Consider the following 16,277-nt stretch of genomic DNA (forward strand, 5'->3'; position numbering starts at 1 on the left):
ATCATGCTCCAGCTTCAAATCAATAACCGTGTTGCACTCAGCTTCTGCAACCGCCTAGGTATTGACACAATGGCGATGCCTAAGAGGCCGGTATTGGGGAAAAAAATCAACTTCATAAAAAACAGGGGGGTGGCGAGGTGAGCGAGCGTGTGGTTGCACACATCCCTGTACGAAGAGACAGCGGCTTACTGATGATGACCACGAGTTGATGATAACGGCTGTACCGGCGAGTGGAGGCTTTCTAAAGAATAAACTCATCCGAAAAACACTTATCCCCCTCCCGCCGACGGGCTTTGTGTCCCTTTTTTGTGCAAACGGGGTTTGGGGTGCAAACGGTGCCCCCGCCCAAGCCCGCTGCGGGGGCTGGGGGATGTTTCGCAATTGCACAGAGCGCAAGGCTTTGCAAAAAAGTGCAGTGGCCTTGCACATGCGTCACGGGACGGCAGGGGAGTGGTCACGCAAAGGAGGTGCCCGGTTTACGGGGGCTATGGTTGTGAAAACCTGCTGCAGGCGGCGTTTTCGTTTTCGGAACCGTTCATATCAGGGGTCAACCAGCTGCGGTCAAACCCTACGCAAAAAACGACTGTGAGGCCCAGCCTGTCTGGGTTTCAAGCATCCTGAGACATTGCACAGTATCGGCATCAGTTTTCGGGTGTGAGTACCCATCGAGAGCGTGCGGAAAAAATCGCCAGAACGGTTAGCGCATTGCTATTTTCCAGGCAAGGGGTGGGGAAAAGGGTAATTTTAGTAATCGGTAGGGAAGAATGGGCTGGAGCCCTTATAAAGCTTGGCTTTCAGCCATTACCTTGGAGAGTAATATAAGGTAACGAGAGAGGTAATATTTTGTTCAAGCCCCCATTTTACTGGGGTTGGCGGCTCACTGGCATTACTAGCACTGAAAGTAATTTTCTAACCTATTACTTACCTTATTATTACCTCTATAAAATCATATCAACTACCTGATTTTATTGGTATTTATTCGATTTTCCACAGCTCATTACCAAAATTACCTCTTTCCCATGCCTCAACATAAATCGTTCAAAACGACTGTTGTGACCGTTTTCTGCAACCTGGTGCATTTAAGCCATGGGACTGACATGGGACAGATCCTGCGAGCACCACCGGGCTGCAGCTCTTATAAACCGGGGGCTTTGGTTTCGAAAACCGCGAACGGGTAGTTTCGAATCTCTCCTTCACCGCCACATTCTACAAACACAAACCCCTGATTTTCCAAGAGAAAGTCGGGGGTTTGTGGTTTTTTGCGTCTGAAAAAAAGGTCATATAGGCCCAATGTCGGGACAGACGGTACTTATTGCCATCTGCACCCAGCCACATTGGCGCGGCCGGTCCATAATCGGAGGGTGGGTTTTTAAGTCTGTTTTGCACGCGGTTTTTTGGCCAAAATGGGTCAACCCAGTGCGGACCCAACCTAGGACAGTTCATGCAGTATGTTTGTTTTGGTAATTCTTCGGCCCGCTTGGACAGCGTGAAATGACCACCCAACCGAGGCCTAAGCTCAACCTGCGCATTCTGATTCTTATCTTTGTATTGCTCTCTGCAATCGCCACCCTGGCCAATAGCTTTTGGGTGACGTTCAAGATTCAGAAGCAGGAGTTAATCGAGAACGCGCTGGACGTTAACGAAGCCTACGCTGCCCGGATCGCCGCGAGTGTGGAGCAGGTTCTCAATTCCGACCTCGACAAATTGAGGTATGGCGCCGTTGTCATTGGCAAGTCCTTTGACGACAAGTCCTTGTTGGCAGAAGAAGCCGAGCGATTGTTCGGGCAGGACGCCAGTTTCAACTCCGTGCTGGTCGCCGACGCGGCCGGAACGATCATTGCGTCAGCCCCCGGCAGCCTCCATCTCGATGGCAAGACTCTGCAACACAAGGAGCCGCTCAGTCTGCGTGCGCCGAAGATCAGCAACGCGTTCAGGTCCATTTCGGGCCACCTGGTGGTGTTCATCACCCAACCCGTATTCGATGCGAAAGGAACGTACCTGGGCCTGATAGGGGGCAGTGTTCGACTTGAGCAGAGCAATACGCTTCAAGCATTGATGGACACCAATGTGCGCAAGGATGGGGCGCATGTATACCTGGTCGACAGTGCCCGTCGGGTGCTCTACCACAGCGATCCGGAGCAAATCGGGAACGTCGTGGGGAAGGATTGGGTGGTCGATGCGGCCCTCAGCCAGGGGGCGGGGACGTTGCAGGCAATGGACGAAAAGGGTGTGGAGATGCTCGCAGGCTTTGCCAAGGTGTCCAGCAGCGGCTGGGGGGTGATTTCGCAGCAGCCGCTCGGCAATATCCAGGCCGTGCTGCGACACACGATGGCCAAGGTGGCGCAAGGCATTGCCCCGCTGGCGCTGTTCGGCATCATGTTGATCTGGTGGCTGGGGGCGAGGATCTCGGCACCCCTGTCTCGCCTCGCCGATTGTGCTAAACGGCTGGACACGCCGGACAGCTACGAACGCATCAGCGCCATCCCGGCGCGCTATTTCGAGAGTTGGCAGATTCGCAGAGCCCTGCTGCTGGGCGCCACGCTGTTGCAGGAGAAGATCGGCAAACTCAACCAGCAAGCCCAAACCGATGTGCTGACTGGACTGGCCAATCGGCGAGCGATGCAGGACATCCTGTCACGGTGGTACGACGCTGACAAAGCGTTCGCAGTGGTCTCCATGGACATCGATCACTTCAAGCGAGTCAACGATACGTTTGGCCACGGTGTAGGTGATGAAACACTCAGGGCCATCGCGGAACTCATGCAACAGAACTCACGCGTGAACGACTTGCCTTGTAGGGTCGGTGGTGAGGAGTTCGTCCTGTTATTGCCCAATAGTTCGCTGCAGGCGGCCACGGATGTCGCAGAGCGACTGCGGGCCTCGATCGAAGCGGCAGATATCTACATGGTCGGCCACATCACCGTTTCGCTTGGCGTAGCGCTGTGGCGCCCGGGCGGCGATTCGGTATCCGCTGTGCTGGATAGGGCTGACCAGTTGTTGTACCAGGCCAAGCAAAGTGGTCGTAATCGGGTGGTGGTGCAACCGTCTTAAAGGGGTGGGGCGTCGGGGGATAACATCGTGATCACACGCCCCCCAACCCCTCTTCAATGCCTATGCCGATGATGCACATCCGGAAAATGTGCATGGCTATGCTTCATCGCACCATGCATATGCACATGACTATGTGGCACCTTCGCATCCCACTCAAACCCATGCTCATGCTGGTGATGTTCATCGTGCACATGCCAATGCCCGTGCTCAGTCGCTTCATGTTGATGCTCATGGGCGTGCCGCTCCGTCAGGTGCAGCCACACCCCTACGGCCATCAGCGCGGACGCTATCCAGAAGGCCGCTGACACCGATTCCCCCAACGCCAGCAGCGCAATCGCGGCGCCCAGGAAGGGCGCGGTCGAGAAATAGGCCCCCGTGCGTGCGCTGCCGAGCCCGCGCAGTGCCAGTACAAACAGGACCAGGCTGATGCCGTAGCCCAGGAAGCCGACCAACAGGATCGGCCCCAGTTGCGCGGCACTGGGTAGCTGCGCGCCGAGATAAAGCGCCAGGCTGCAATTGACCAGGCCCGCCATCAACCCCTTGGCGCCGGCGATAAACAGTGCGTCCGACGCCGACACCTTGCGCGTCAGGTTGTTATCGATCCCCCAGCACAGGCAGGCCACGGCAACCGCCAGCGGGCCGGTCCAGTCGTGGCTTGCGCCGCCGCCTTCGGGCCATGACAGCACGACGCCGCCCAGCACGATGGCGAGCATGCCGAGGACGATGCGTCGATCCGCGTTTTCCCGGAACACCAGCCAGGCGATGACGGCGGTCAGTACCGATTCGAGGTTGAGCATCAGGGAGGCCGTCGAGCCGGTGGTGCGGGTAAGGCCGAACATCAGGGCCACGGGGCCGAGGATGCCGCCGAATGCGATGGCACCGAGCAGCCAGGGCCATTCAGGTGCGGTCAGGCCGGTGGGTTTCCAGCCGCGATCACGGATGAGGCGTACGGCACTCAGGCCAATACCGCTGCCGAGGTAGAGCAGGCCGGCGAGCAAGACGGGCGAGAGGCCCAGGCCGAGGCTTTTGGCAAGCGGGGTGCTGGCGCCGAACAGCGCGGCGGCGGCGAGTGCGTAGACGATACTGAGGTTCATGGGCCATCCTCGGAAGGTTGGCCCATGATACGTCGCTCACTCGGGTTAAATCCCGGGCGAATACAGCAACGTGAGGTTTATTGCGCTTTTTTCAGCTTGATCACATCACCGGAAATGTTGGTGGTGTAACCGCTCAGCACCCAAGCCCAGAACCATTTTTCCTGTACTTGTGTGTTGATCAGCGCGTCGCCGCCTTTTGCCTTGATGGCAGCATCCTGTGCACGCACGAAACGGCTGTTCTGGCCGATCGGGATGACGCCGAACAGCATGATGCCGGTGGCGCTGGCTTCGCTGTGGCCCAGCACGGTGTATTGATTGCTGTCGTACTGCGGGGATTTGATGGCGGTGCCGGTGCAACCTGCGAGGGCGAAACCGAGAACAGCTGCTGCAACCACTTTACTGACGTACTTCACTGAGTAACTCCATGGGCTGAATCCCGAGATTCAATTCTCGGGGGCGACACTTTAATCGCTCCTGTAACAGATTGAAATAAAAGCGCCTGCGTCAGGCTTGCACATACACCCATGCGGTGAGGCCCGAGGCCAGCGCCACCGATACCCGCTTGTAGTCCGACACTTCGTACGCATCCGCCGCCGCCAGCTCCTGCTCGGTGATCTGGAACACCATCCCGTCGACGCTGGCGCCTTGCTCGAGGGTCGGCGCCACGATCGGATGATGGGTCTTGCCACTGGTGGCCAGGACGTGCGGGTCGGTGATTTCTACCCAGCGTTGCGAGTAGCCCAGCATGGCGTCGTGATGGCCGCTCAGTTCGCGGCCGAAGTTAGCCAGTTGTACGGCTTTGTCCTGCAAGGTGCCGTAGGAAAACAACAGCACGGGAAATTCGGTTGAGCGTTCCATTTCTGTTCCTTGAAGGGTCAGGCGAGCAGGTCTTCGTAGAAGGCGCCGTAGGGTTGGGTCGGGTGGGCGATCTGGATCTCGAGAATCCACAACCCGGCATTCGGACAGTGCTCGAAATCACCCAGGTCGCCGCCACGATGAATGGCGTGGGGAAAGTCGCTGACACGGTGGCCCTTGATGTCCAGGTTCAACCGCCAGCCCATGGCGCGCGCTTGTTCTTCGGCGTAGCGGTAGAGTTCGAGGCCGACCACCTGGTCGTTTTTCCAGCGCGATTGTACGCGGTCGAACAGCTCCTTGGCGGCGCTGGCGCAGGCGATCATGTCCGGGTCGGTGCCGGTGGCGAATGTCGCGCCGGCGTCACCTTCGTGGCCTTGCCACACGGCGCCCATGTCGATGAAGAAGATATCGTTGTCGCCCAGCACCGGGTCGCCTTCGGAGCGTTGCTTGAAGGTCTTGAGGGTGTTGGCGCCGAAGCGCACCAGCAGCGGGTGCCAGATGCGTTGCATGTTCAGGTCGGCGAGCACTTGCTTGCCCAGTTCACGCGCTTGGGACTCGAGCATGCCAGGGCGGATGCGCTGTGAGAGGTGTTCGATGGCTTGCCAGGTCATGGCCTGGGCGTAGCGCATGGATTCGATGCTGTAGGCGGCGCCCACGGCTTCTTTGGGTTGTGCGGACACCGGTGTTCCCTCGAGTTGAATAGCATCAGGCGTTATGCGTTTAACTATATAGCGACTCGCAGGCAGAGCCAAAGCGCAAAGGGGCTGTGCGACGACGTTTTCTGTCGAAATCACCTGCTGGGGTTGATGAGTCAAGCGTCAACGAGGCCGTAATCTTCTCAAGCATTAAACGACCGAATTTGTGTGGCGGGCCTGTTGTAGTGAGCGGGCTTACTGTGGCGATCGGGCCTGTTGTGGCGAGCGGGCTTGCCCCGCGTTGGGCTGCGAAGCGGCCCCAAAACCTGGCGATTTAATATGCCTGGATAAACGCGGTGGCCTTATTGGGGCTGCTTCGCAGCCCAACGCGGGGCAAGCCCGCTCGCCACAGGGGGGGCGACAGCACTCGCAAGGTTTTTATGCCCCTCAGACATGCAACCAGGCCAGGCTCCCCAGCAGCATCGCCACACCCGCTGCCGTATACGACAGCCGCTTCAACCACTCTTTCCTCGTCAACAACGTGATCGCCGCCAACGAGATCGCGATCTGGATCGCGGTCATCGCTTGGGCCCAGCGGTGATGCTGGTGCAGCGCCTGTTCGGATTTTTCATCCCAGGCTTTCGAGGTCGCTTCGAGTTTCTCGGCCTGCTTGCGCACTTCTTCCTTCTGGTTCCTGTAGCGCTCGATCTCATCCTTGTAGTGCGCGGCGTCCACACCAGGAATATGGGTGGCCAGTTCCGCCAGGTTTTGCCGGCTGGATTTGGCCTGGTAGTAGTTCCATTGGTTGGCGGCTTCGGTCTTGATGATGGCGGCGTTGTTCTTGTCCATCGCCGCTTCGCTTTCGGTGGAGCCGGCCTGGTAGCTGAGCATGGCACCCAAGGTGGCCATCAGGGCGGTCATCACGGCGATGCGGCTGGCGAAACTGTCGCCGCGTCCGTGGGCATGTTCAGTGGTGTGTTCGATGTGTTTTTCGTGGGGGCTGGGGACTTCGAAGGCTTCGGACATGGGGGCGTCTATGAAGGGAGTGAGGGAGTCTGATTCTTTACCAGTGAAGCTGTCTCAATCCTGTACGTAACGCTGCAAACCCTGCACGAGGGCATCGAATGTGACCCGGCAGCGCGGGCTGTTGCGCAGGTCTTCATGCATGGTCACCCAGGTGTCGAGTTTCAGCGCGAAGGCCTGCGGCAATACGCGCCGCAAGCGCGGGTCTCGTTTGGCCAATTGCACCTGGCATCCACCGATACCGGCGCCGGCGCGGATCAGGGCCAGTTGGGCCAGGTCGCTGTCGCTGCTGAAGGCAAAGTCGCTGCGTTCGAAGCCGGTGATGGCCACGCTGCGGATAAACGCGTTGGCCTGGTCGTAGCCGATCACCGAATGGTCGGTGAGGTCTTTCAACACCTGGGGGATGCCGTGTTGTTGCAGGTAATCGTCGCGGGCGTGCAGGCCGACTTCGATCAGGCCGATGCGCTGTGCCAGCAGTTGTTCCTGGCTCGGGCGCACCATGCGCACGGCGATGTCGGCTTCCAGTTGCAGCAGGTCGCTGAGGCGGTTGGTCAGTACCAGTTCGACCTTGAGATGCGGGTGCTGCCGGCGCAAGTGCGTGATGATCGACGGCAGCACTTCCACGCCGACCACTTCGCTGGCCGACACGCGCACCACGCCGCGCACTTCGTCGCCCTGGGATGACGCGGCGCGCTCAAGGGCGGCGGCGGTGCGCTCCATGGTTTCGGCATGGGCGCGCAAGGTGTGGGCTACCGCGGTGGGCAGTAAGCCCGTGGGGGAGCGGGTGAACAGCACCACGCCCAGGGCACTTTCCAGCGCAGCGATGTGCCGACCGACCGTGGGCTGTGTAATGCCAAGCAGCCGCGCGGCCCCTGACAGCGACCCCTCCTTGAGTACCCCGAGGAACGACCGGTAAAGCTCCCATCCAATGCTTGATGCCATGCATAAATGTATAGCGACTGGATGGTCTTCGGCAATTTATCTATAGCAGGGCCGCGCACACAATGGCCTCACCAACCACTGTGGGAGAGGATGATGAGCAAGGTTCTGGTATTGGGTGCCACCGGTGGCATTGGCGGCGAAGTGGCGCGGCAGTTGAGCGCAGCGGGCTGGGAGGTGTGTGCGTTGACCCGGGATGTCGACAAGGCCCGTCGCCAGAATCCCGCCCTTACCTGGCTCAAGGGCGATGCCCTTGATCGCGCTGCGGTGATCGCGGCCGCCCGTGGTTGCGCGGTGATCGTCCATGGGGTCAACCCGCCGGGCTACCGCCATTGGGCCGAGCAGGTGCTGCCGATGATCGACAACAGCATTGCCGCCGCCATCGCTGAAGGTGCCACCATCGTATTGCCCGGTACGGTCTACAACTTCGGGCCGGATGCGTTTCCCGTGTTGCACGAAGACTCGCCCCAGCACCCGCAGACTCGCAAGGGCGCGATCCGGGTCCAGCTGGAGCAACGTTTACGGGAGGCGTCCCAGCAGGGCGCCCGGGTGTTGATCGTGCGCGCCGGTGACTTTTTCGGGACCCGGCTGGCCAATAACTGGTTTGCCCAAGGGTTGGTCAAACCCGGCAAACCCGTACGCCGCGTCAGCTATCCCGGTGCCCCTGGGGTGGCCCATCAATGGGCCTACCTGCCGGATGTGGCGCGTACCGTGTTGGAGTTGATCGAGCGCCGCGCGACCCTCGACGCCTTCGCCTGTTTTCATATGGCCGGGCATGTGGATACGGATGGCACGCAGATGACCCAGGCGATCCAGCGCGTGGTGTTGCGCCGGACAGGCCAGCAACCCCAGGTCGGCGCGTTCCCCTGGTGGCTGTTGACGTTGGCGATGCCCTTTGTCGTGACCATGCGCGAGATGCAGGAGATGCGCTACCTGTGGCACACCCCGTTGCGCCTGGATAACCAGCGCTTGCTGGCGACCCTCGGCCACGAGCCCCACACCCCGCTGGAGCAGGCAGTAGAGGCCACATTGGAGGGCTTGGGTTGCTTGCCTACGCCCGCCTGGTCAGGCGCACATACACCGCAAGGTTGACCAGCACCACCACGGCGCCCAACACCAGTTGAATGTTCGGCGTCAGGCCGGCGGGGTAGATCAGCGTCAGGATGTAATGCTCGATAAAGCCACCGCCATAGCCGTCTTGCCCGGCCAGGTGGCGAAACAGGTTTTCCCAGCGGGTCAGCGGACACGGCAGGTGGAACACCTCCACCGCAATGCCCCAGGCGACCGCAGGTCCATGCAGCCACAGCACCCCGCGCCACTTGAGGGCGAGCAACCCGCCGAACAGCACGAACACAATGAAGGACAGATGGAACAGCACCAGGCTGTCGGCGGCCAGACGGTAGAGCATCACGGGCACTTCAAAAGGAGGGCCCCACAGTCTAAAGGGTTGCCTGCTGGCAAGGGGGGCCGTTATTGTGCTGAATCCTTTTAGTCCTTCCCCCCAAGGATCTGTAGTGATGAATGCACCGCGTACCGCCGCTCCGATCAAGGCCGTCATTTTCGATATGGACGGTTTGCTGCTGGATACAGAAGGCATCTACACCGAAGTGACGCAGATCATCGCCGAACGCTACGGCCGCACCTATGACTGGGGGATCAAGCAGCACATCATCGGGCGAGGCGCCCAGGACCTGGCCGACTATGTGGTCAAGGCGCTGGACTTGCCGATCACATCGGCGCAATTCCTCGAAATCCGTGAACCGCTGATGAGCGAGCGGTTCCCCAGGGCCCTGGGCATGCCCGGTGCCGAGGCGTTGGTGCGGCACTTGAAGGCGCACAATATTCCGATTGCCGTGGGCACCAGTTCGTCGCGCAATTCGTTTGGCCATAAAACCACCCTGCACCGCGAGTGGTTCAGCCTGTTCGGCACCATCGTCACCGCTGACGACCCGGAAGTCGGTGCCGCCAAACCTGCGCCGGACATCTTCCTCACCGCCGCCCGCCGCCTGGGTATCGCGCCACAGGACTGCCTGGTGTTCGAAGACTCACCGTTCGGCGTCACCGCTGCAAAAGCCGCGCGCATGACCGCCATCGCCGTGCCTGATGAAGCCATGGCCGACAGCAAGTACCACCACGCCGACCAGATCATCCGCAAACTCGCGGACTTTGACCTGGCGGCCTATGGCTTGCCGCCAATGTCCTGATTCACCACGATCAAACGGTGGGAGGCCCCGCTGCCTCTGTGGCGAGCGGGCTATTGTGGCGAGCGGGCTTGTTGTGGTGAACGGGCTTGTTGTGGCGAGCGGGCTTGTTGTGGTGAGCGGGCTTGCCCCGCGTTGGGCTGCGAAGCAGCCCCAAAACCTGGCGATTCAATATGCCTGGATAAACGCGGTAGCCTTATTGGGGCCGCTTCGCAGCCCAACGCGGGGCAAGCCCGCTCACCACAAAAAAACGGGCGCTTAGTGAAAATTTAATACTTAAAAATCAATAAGTTACTTTATTGAGAAGAGGGGGCACGTCGAATCGTCGCTCCCCCCTCCCTCATTTGGTTTTTGCAGGGCTTCAGAAAATCAGGCGCTGAACCCACCGTCGATAGTCAGGCTGGCACCGGTGATATACCCGGCTTCAGGCCCGGCCAGATACGCCACAAAGCTGGCAATCTCTTCCACATGCCCATAACGCCCGACCGCCATCAACCCGATCAGGCTCTCGGCGAATTCGCTGTTCGCCGGGTTCATATCGGTATCCACCGGCCCCGGTTGCACATTATTGATGGTGATCCCACGTGGCCCCAAGTCTCGCGCCAACCCTTTGGTCAAACCGACCAGCGCGGCCTTGCTCATCGCGTATGGCCCACCCCCGCCAAACGGCATGCGCTCGGCGTTGGTGCTGCCGATGTTGATCACCCGGCCACCTTCGCCCATATGCTTGGCGGCTTCCTGGGTCGCGATAAACACACTGCGCACGTTGATCGCCAACGTCTGGTCGAAGTCTTCCAGCTTGAAGTCTTCCAGCGGTGCGATGGCCAGTACGCCAGCGTTGTTCACCAGGATATCCAGGCGGCCAAACGCTTTGACGGTGGCATTCACGGCATTGCGAATCGCTGCCGCATCGGCACTGTCGGCATGGATCGCCAGGGCCTTGCCACCTGTGCGGATCACATCGTTTTGCAGTTCCTCAGCCTTGGCGGCCGAGCTGACGTAGGTAAATGCGACGGCTGCGCCCTGCGCCGCCAGGCGCTTGACGATGGCAGCGCCGATGCCACGGGAACCGCCTTGAATCAAGGCAACTTTGCCGCTGAGGTTGTGGGTGGTCATGTCGATCTCCAAAGGGTCCAAGGCGGTATGCCTTGTTGATGGGACCGAGTATCGACCTCGCCTGCCCATGCCGGTAGACGGTGATTGCTATAGTCTGTGTAAACCAAAAGTTTAGAGTGGGCGATATGGAGAGCTTTGGAAGTATCGAATGCTTTGTGCGCAGCGCCGAAGGCGGCAGCTTTGCCGAAGCGGCCCGGCACTTGAGCCTGACCCCGGCAGCGGTAGGAAAAAGCGTCGCCAAACTGGAAGTGCGCCTCGGTGTGCGTCTGTTCCAGCGCAGCACCCGCCGCCTGGCCTTGACCGAAGCCGGCAAGCTGTTCCTCGAAGAGGTCAGCGGCAGCCTCACCACCATCCAGAACGCCGTGGCCAACCTGGCCAGCGCCGAAGGGCGGCCGGTGGGCACGCTCAAGGTCAGCATGGGCACGGTATTTGGCAACCGCTATGTGGTGCCGCTGCTGGGGGCGTTTATGCAGCGCTTTCCGGATATCCGCCCGGACTGGCATTTCGATAACCGCCAGGTCGACCTGATCGGCCAGGGCTTCGATGCCGCCATCGGCGGTGGTTTTGAACTGCCCCAGGGCGTGGTGGCGCGCAAGTTGGCCCCCGCCCATCGGGTGCTGGTGGCATCGCCGGATTACCTGGCGCAACGCCCAGCGGTTTTGCTGCCCGAAGACTTGTCGCGGTGCAGCGGCATTCTCATCCGCTCACCGCAAACCGGCCGCGTGCGCTCCTGGCAACTGACCAGCCTGGCACGCGAACAGCGCCCGCTGCAGCTCAAGCCCGGCATGACCATGAGTGACTCCGAAGCCGCCTGCTGTGCCAGCGCCCAAGGCCTGGGTATCGCGCTGGTAAGCATGCCGATGGCGGTGCCGTTTCTGCACAGTGGCGAGGTGGTGCGGGTGTTGCCCGACTGGTACGTCGATGACGGCAACATCTCCATCTACTACGCCGAACACAAACTGCTGCCGGGCAAGACCCGGGCGTTTGTGGATTTCATCCTCGAGCAGTTTGTGGGGCAGGGCCTGGGCCTGCAGTTCAGCGCAATCTGAAACGGAGCAGCGCCCCTCCCACTTTTAATCTTCAGTGGCCGAACCGGGTCGGCCAGCCAATGACTTTCTTCGGCCGTGGCGTCGCGTAAGTCCTGATCTTCGATGTCGACAACCCCAACCGCACCAGGGATTCGGCAATGGTCACCGCTGCCGTTACCCCGTCCACCACCGGCACCCCGGTGCGTTGGCGAATCTGTTCATCCAGCCCGGCCATGCCGCCGCAGCCCAGGCAGATCACTTCGGCCTTGTCCTCGCGGATCGCCAGCTCTGCCTGACGCACGATGGCTTCCATGGCGGCCAATGGGTCTTCTTCCAGCTCCAGCACCGCCATGCCACTGGCGCGCACCGAGGCGCAGCGCTGGTACAGCCCGGCCAGCTTCAGGCGGTCCTCGATCAGCGGCACCGTACGGTCCAGGGTGGTCACCACGGAGTAGGCATGGCCGAGGAACATCGCCGTGCTGGCCGCCGCTTCGGTGATGTCCACCACCGGCACGTCGAGTAATTCCTGCAAGCCTTCGCGGCCATGCTCGCCATAACCGGCCTGGATCACCGCATCGAAGGGCTGGTCATAGGCCATCACCCGGTCCATGACGGCGATGGCCGCCAGGTAGCTTTCAAAATTGCCCTCCACCGATTCAGCCCCGAAGTAGGGGGTGAGCCCGACAATCTCGGTGCCTGGCGACGCCACGGCCCGCGCTTGTTGGGCGATGGTTTCGGTAATGGATTCGGTGGTGTTGACGTTGACCACGAGGATGCGCATGGAAGGTCCTTGTTTAATGACTGACGTTATCGACTGCAATGCTTTCACCGCTGACATCGGCATAGAACGGCTGGCGCTTGGCGATCACCCGGTAGAGCAACCCTGCAATACCGGCGCCAAACAGCCAGGAAAACGGCGAGACGCTGGCAAAGCCCGGCAGCAGCGCCAGCAGGATGGCGATCACCGCCGCAGGAATGAACGCTGCCACCGCGCGCATATTCACGCCACGGCTGTAGTAATAAACGCCATTCGGGTCTTCGCTATACAGCTGCGGCACGTCCACCTGGCTTTTCCGAATCAGCCAGTAATCGACCATGATCACCCCGTACAACGGCCCCAGCAGCGCGCCCAGGCCGGAAAGGAAATACACGATCACCAACGGGCTGTTGTAGAGATTCCACGGCAGGATCAGTACCGCCACGGCGGCGCTGATCAAACCGGCGCGGCGGAAGTTCAGGTACTTGGGCGCCAGGTTGCTCAGCACAAAAGCCGGCGCGACGAAGTTGGCCATGATGTTCACCGCCACGGTGACGATCAGGAACGCCAGGCAGCCCAGCACCAGGAAGAAGGTATTGGGGATGGCTGCGATGATTTCGGTGGGGCTCTCGATCACCTGGCCGTTGAGCTGGAACTGCCCGCCGCAGAGCAGCACGGTAATCGCGGCGAACACCAGGATATTCACGGGCAGGCCCCAGAAGTTGCCGACCTGGATGGTCTTGCGGCACGGCGACGAGCGCGCGAAGTCGCAGAAGTTGAGGATCAACGTGCCGTAGATCGCCAGCCACAGCGCACCACCGGCAAAGATATTGCGCCACATCTCACCGCCGCTCAGCGGTTCGCGGATCGACCATGCAATGTGGCCGTCGGCCTGGAAGTACATCCACCCGGCCAGCGACGCGACGGTCAGCAAAATGACCGGCCCGGCGAAGCCTTCGTAGCGACGCACCGTTTCCATGCCGTAGGCCAGTATCACCAGTTGCACGAACCAGATGGTCACAAAGCACACCCAGCCCAGGCTCGACAAACCCAGGATCGAATTGTGGTCGTAGTCGCCGAACCCCGGATGAATCGCCGTCAGCAATACGCGGAAAACCACCGATGCGAGGTAGGTCTGGATACCAAACCAGGCAATCGCGATCACCGCCCGGATCAACGCCGGAATCTGCGCCCCGTGAATGCCGAAACTGATGCGGCTGATCACGGGAAACGGCACGCCGGTCTTTTGGCCCATATACCCCGACAAGTTCATGAAGAAGTACACCAGCGCCGCGCCTATCCCCAGGGATAACAAAATCTGCCAGCCACCCAGGCCCAACGCATATAAGCCGATGGCGAATGAATAGTTGGCAATGTTGTGCACGTCGTTGGTCCACAGCGCAAAGATGCTGTAGCGCCCCCAGCGTCGGCCTTCGACCTTGGTGGGTGCCAGGTCTTTGTTGTGCAGGCGCGGGCTGAGCACCAGCGGGCCGGGGCCGGCAGCCTCGGGGTTCAGGGTGGAGGAGGGCAGATCCAGTGCGATGTTGTTCGAGAGGCTTGTACGCATTCCGGCAGGCTCCAGCACATCTGCAGGGAAGCTGCAGACTGCAAAGTGTATGTAGGTTTTGTATTTATTGTATACAAAGCGTATTTACACTTAAGCCACATGCGTGCCAGTTTTGGATCTATGAAAGCCCTGGCTAATTTCGTTTTTATAGGTGAGTTAAATAACTGGCTGAATTTGAAGAGATATAAATTGACCGATTGAACAGCTATTTATTTTTGCGTTGTCAGCGTGCGATTCGCCAGACCAACCGAGGGGAGGGGGGAGGTGTTACGTTATGGTGCGCATGAAGAGAAATTGCACACATAAATGGCACCAATGGTTACATGCATGTGTACATTTCTAACACTCAACACAAACCAAATGTGGGAGGGGGCTTGCCCCCGATTGCGGTGGATCAGTCAGCTCAATGGTTACTGACACTCCGCTATCGGGGGCAAGTCGAATCGTCGCACCGCCCCTCCCACATTTTTTACAGCATCAACTTCAAGCCTTGCTGATGATATTCCCAGCGTGCAGCCCGCACTCCTTCTGCGTGGCTTCCTCCCACCACCAGCGGCCTTCACGCTCATGCTGGTTCGGCAGTACAGGGCGGGTGCACGGTTCACACCCGATGCTGATAAACCCGCGCTCATGAAGGCTGTTGTACGGCAGCTCCAGCATGCGGATGTACCCCCAGATCTCTTCGCTGGTCATCTGCGCCAGCGGGTTGAACTTGTACAGGGTGCGTTCCGGGGTGGAGAAGGCGCTGTCGATTTCCAGCGCCGCTACCTGGCTGCGGGTGCCGGGGCTCTGGTCGCGGCGCTGGCCGGTGGCCCAGGCGCGGACGTCGGAGAGTTTGCGGCGTAGCGGTTCGATCTTGCGGACACCGCAGCATTCGCCATGGCCGTCCTTGTAGAAGCTGAACAGGCCTTTTTCTTTGACGAAGGGTTCCAGCTTGCTCTGGTCCGGCGAGATCAGTTCGATATCGATCTTGTAGAACTCGCGCACCTGCTCGATAAACCGGTAGGTCTCCGGGTGCAGGCGGCCGGTGTCGAGGCTGAACACCTTGACGTTCTTGTTCAGCTTCCAGGCCATGTCCACCAGCACCACATCCTCGGCACCGCTGAAGGAAATCCACAGGTCATCACCGAACTGGCTGAACGCCAGCTTGAGAATGTCCTGGGCAGACTTGTTGGCATAAGTCGCGGCGAGTTCAACGACATCGAAGGCTTGGTTCATCAGGACGGTTCCTACAGGTCAATGGCGCTGAGCGCTCTATAGGGGAGCGATGGTATCAAAATCCGTCCCGCGTTGCGGCGGCGGGCTTGAATCGCTAGAGTTCGGCAGTCCTTTTGCTCGCTCGACTTGAACAATATAACTAGGAGTGTCTTGTGGAAATTGCCTGTCTCGACCTGGAAGGGGTGCTGGTTCCGGAAATCTGGATCGCCTTCGCTGAAAAAACCGGTATTGAATCCCTGCGGGCGACCACCCGGGACATTCCCGACTACGACGTGCTGATGAAGCAACGCCTGCGCATCCTCGATGAGCACGGGCTCAAGCTGGCCGATATCCAGGAAGTGATCGCCACGCTCAAGCCGCTGGAAGGCGCCATCGAGTTCGTCAACTGGCTGCGCGAGCGCTTCCAGGTAGTGATCCTGTCCGACACCTTCTACGAATTTTCCCAGCCGTTGATGCGCCAGTTGGGCTTTCCGACCTTGCTGTGCCACCGCCTGATCACCGACGACAGCGACCGTGTGATCAGCTACCAACTGCGCCAGAAAGACCCCAAGCGCCAGTCGGTACTGTCGTTCAAGAGCCTGTACTACCGCGTGATCGCGGCCGGCGATTCCTACAACGACACCAGCATGCTGGGTGAGGCCGACCGTGGGATTCTGTTCCATGCGCCGGAGAATGTGATCCGCGAATTCCCGCAATTCCCGGCGGTGCATACGTTTGAAGATTTGAAGAAAGAGTTCATCAAAGCGTCGAATCGGCTGTTGAGCCTTTAATTTTTTCGGCCGGGCTGATGGGA

General features: G+C 59.8%; 16 protein-coding genes. 5 read left to right on the plus strand and 11 right to left on the minus strand.

All coding sequences use genetic code 11. The features are described from left to right. Window positions 1-1,491: 1,491 nt before the first annotated feature. Complete coding sequence (locus tag ACODSV_RS25970) at window positions 1,492-3,051, plus strand: sensor domain-containing diguanylate cyclase (protein ID WP_150054050.1); 1,560 nt, start codon at window positions 1,492-1,494, stop codon at window positions 3,049-3,051. 53 nt (window positions 3,052-3,104) lie between these two features. On the opposite strand, the gene ACODSV_RS25975 is transcribed toward ACODSV_RS25970, so the two are convergent. The 6 genes from ACODSV_RS25975 to ACODSV_RS26000 form a co-directional block, all read right to left on the minus strand. Continuing rightward, a complete protein-coding gene (locus ACODSV_RS25975) occupies window positions 3,105-4,145 on the minus strand; it encodes a DMT family transporter (RefSeq protein ID WP_150054051.1) in 1,041 nt (346 codons plus the stop codon). Between the two features lie 77 nt (window positions 4,146-4,222). Further along, window positions 4,223-4,558: a hypothetical protein gene (locus ACODSV_RS25980; protein WP_024076912.1), complete on the minus strand. Its 336-nt coding sequence runs from the start codon at window positions 4,556-4,558 to the stop codon at window positions 4,223-4,225. Between the two features lie 91 nt (window positions 4,559-4,649). Beyond that, window positions 4,650-5,003, minus strand: a complete 354-nt coding sequence (locus ACODSV_RS25985) for a gamma-glutamylcyclotransferase family protein (protein WP_024076911.1) — start codon at window positions 5,001-5,003, stop codon at window positions 4,650-4,652. Window positions 5,004-5,020: 17 nt separating this feature from the next. Continuing rightward, a complete protein-coding gene (locus ACODSV_RS25990; RefSeq protein WP_069076755.1) occupies window positions 5,021-5,680 on the minus strand; it encodes a M24 family metallopeptidase in 660 nt (219 codons plus the stop codon). 402 nt (window positions 5,681-6,082) lie between these two features. Beyond that, window positions 6,083-6,661, minus strand: coding sequence for a DUF4337 domain-containing protein (locus tag ACODSV_RS25995; protein WP_024076909.1), 579 nt, complete (start codon window positions 6,659-6,661; stop codon window positions 6,083-6,085). 54 nt (window positions 6,662-6,715) lie between these two features. Next, on the minus strand, window positions 6,716-7,600 hold the full coding sequence (locus ACODSV_RS26000; protein WP_024076908.1) for a LysR family transcriptional regulator: 885 nt from the start codon (window positions 7,598-7,600) through the stop codon (window positions 6,716-6,718). Window positions 7,601-7,693: 93 nt separating this feature from the next. Here ACODSV_RS26000 and ACODSV_RS26005 point away from each other — a divergent pair, with 93 nt between their 5' ends. Then, on the plus strand, window positions 7,694-8,689 hold the full coding sequence (locus ACODSV_RS26005; protein ID WP_069076757.1) for an NAD-dependent epimerase/dehydratase family protein: 996 nt from the start codon (window positions 7,694-7,696) through the stop codon (window positions 8,687-8,689). Here ACODSV_RS26005 and ACODSV_RS26010 read toward each other — a convergent pair. Further along, entirely contained in the window at window positions 8,649-9,005 is a 357-nt protein-coding gene (locus ACODSV_RS26010; RefSeq protein ID WP_024076906.1) for a DUF2784 domain-containing protein, read from the minus strand. The two genes, ACODSV_RS26005 and ACODSV_RS26010, sit on opposite strands and share 41 nt — an antisense overlap. A gap of 109 nt (window positions 9,006-9,114) precedes the next feature. Here ACODSV_RS26010 and ACODSV_RS26015 point away from each other — a divergent pair, with 109 nt between their 5' ends. Further along, a complete protein-coding gene (locus ACODSV_RS26015) occupies window positions 9,115-9,801 on the plus strand; it encodes an HAD-IA family hydrolase (RefSeq protein WP_024076905.1) in 687 nt (228 codons plus the stop codon). A 366-nt stretch (window positions 9,802-10,167) separates the two neighbouring features. Here ACODSV_RS26015 and ACODSV_RS26020 read toward each other — a convergent pair whose 3' ends face one another. Further along, window positions 10,168-10,914, minus strand: a complete 747-nt coding sequence (locus tag ACODSV_RS26020) for a 3-oxoacyl-ACP reductase family protein (RefSeq protein WP_102625416.1) — start codon at window positions 10,912-10,914, stop codon at window positions 10,168-10,170. Window positions 10,915-11,039: 125 nt separating this feature from the next. Here ACODSV_RS26020 and ACODSV_RS26025 point away from each other — a divergent pair, with 125 nt between their 5' ends. After that, a complete protein-coding gene (locus ACODSV_RS26025) occupies window positions 11,040-11,963 on the plus strand; it encodes a LysR family transcriptional regulator (RefSeq protein WP_024076903.1) in 924 nt (307 codons plus the stop codon). A 31-nt stretch (window positions 11,964-11,994) separates the two neighbouring features. Here the strand turns inward: ACODSV_RS26025 and ACODSV_RS26030 are convergent, their stop codons facing one another. From ACODSV_RS26030 to ACODSV_RS26040, 3 genes are all read right to left on the minus strand, one after another. After that, window positions 11,995-12,723, minus strand: a complete 729-nt coding sequence (locus ACODSV_RS26030; protein WP_024076902.1) for an aspartate/glutamate racemase family protein — start codon at window positions 12,721-12,723, stop codon at window positions 11,995-11,997. Between the two features lie 13 nt (window positions 12,724-12,736). Then, a complete protein-coding gene (locus ACODSV_RS26035; RefSeq protein WP_150055885.1) occupies window positions 12,737-14,266 on the minus strand; it encodes an NCS1 family nucleobase:cation symporter-1 in 1,530 nt (509 codons plus the stop codon). 483 nt (window positions 14,267-14,749) lie between these two features. Further along, on the minus strand, window positions 14,750-15,484 hold the full coding sequence (locus tag ACODSV_RS26040; protein ID WP_024076900.1) for a phosphoadenylyl-sulfate reductase: 735 nt from the start codon (window positions 15,482-15,484) through the stop codon (window positions 14,750-14,752). Between the two features lie 152 nt (window positions 15,485-15,636). On the opposite strand from ACODSV_RS26040, the gene thrH reads away from it, so the two are divergent. Further along, window positions 15,637-16,254: a bifunctional phosphoserine phosphatase/homoserine phosphotransferase ThrH gene (gene thrH, locus ACODSV_RS26045; protein ID WP_024076899.1), complete on the plus strand. Its 618-nt coding sequence runs from the start codon at window positions 15,637-15,639 to the stop codon at window positions 16,252-16,254. Window positions 16,255-16,277 lie beyond the last annotated feature (23 nt).

Source organism: Pseudomonas sp. FG86 (assembly GCF_057808775.1).

Excerpts from the sequence above, each read along its gene's own strand:
- ACODSV_RS25995 (WP_024076909.1), bottom strand. The coding sequence starts at position 6,661 with ATGTCCGAAGCCTTCGAAGTCCCCAGCCCCCACGAAAAACACATCGAA.
- ACODSV_RS25975 (WP_150054051.1), bottom strand. The coding sequence starts at position 4,145 with ATGAACCTCAGTATCGTCTACGCACTCGCCGCCGCCGCGCTGTTCGGC.
- ACODSV_RS26025 (WP_024076903.1), top strand. The coding sequence starts at position 11,040 with ATGGAGAGCTTTGGAAGTATCGAATGCTTTGTGCGCAGCGCCGAAGGC.
- ACODSV_RS26000 (WP_024076908.1), bottom strand. The coding sequence starts at position 7,600 with ATGGCATCAAGCATTGGATGGGAGCTTTACCGGTCGTTCCTCGGGGTA.
- ACODSV_RS26010 (WP_024076906.1), bottom strand. The coding sequence starts at position 9,005 with ATGCTCTACCGTCTGGCCGCCGACAGCCTGGTGCTGTTCCATCTGTCC.
- ACODSV_RS26030 (WP_024076902.1), bottom strand. The coding sequence starts at position 12,723 with ATGCGCATCCTCGTGGTCAACGTCAACACCACCGAATCCATTACCGAA.
- ACODSV_RS26040 (WP_024076900.1), bottom strand. The coding sequence starts at position 15,484 with ATGAACCAAGCCTTCGATGTCGTTGAACTCGCCGCGACTTATGCCAAC.
- ACODSV_RS25985 (WP_024076911.1), bottom strand. The coding sequence starts at position 5,003 with ATGGAACGCTCAACCGAATTTCCCGTGCTGTTGTTTTCCTACGGCACC.
- ACODSV_RS26005 (WP_069076757.1), top strand. The coding sequence starts at position 7,694 with ATGAGCAAGGTTCTGGTATTGGGTGCCACCGGTGGCATTGGCGGCGAA.
- ACODSV_RS26015 (WP_024076905.1), top strand. The coding sequence starts at position 9,115 with ATGAATGCACCGCGTACCGCCGCTCCGATCAAGGCCGTCATTTTCGAT.
- ACODSV_RS26035 (WP_150055885.1), bottom strand. The coding sequence starts at position 14,266 with ATGCGTACAAGCCTCTCGAACAACATCGCACTGGATCTGCCCTCCTCC.
- ACODSV_RS25970 (WP_150054050.1), top strand. The coding sequence starts at position 1,492 with ATGACCACCCAACCGAGGCCTAAGCTCAACCTGCGCATTCTGATTCTT.
- ACODSV_RS26020 (WP_102625416.1), bottom strand. The coding sequence starts at position 10,914 with ATGACCACCCACAACCTCAGCGGCAAAGTTGCCTTGATTCAAGGCGGT.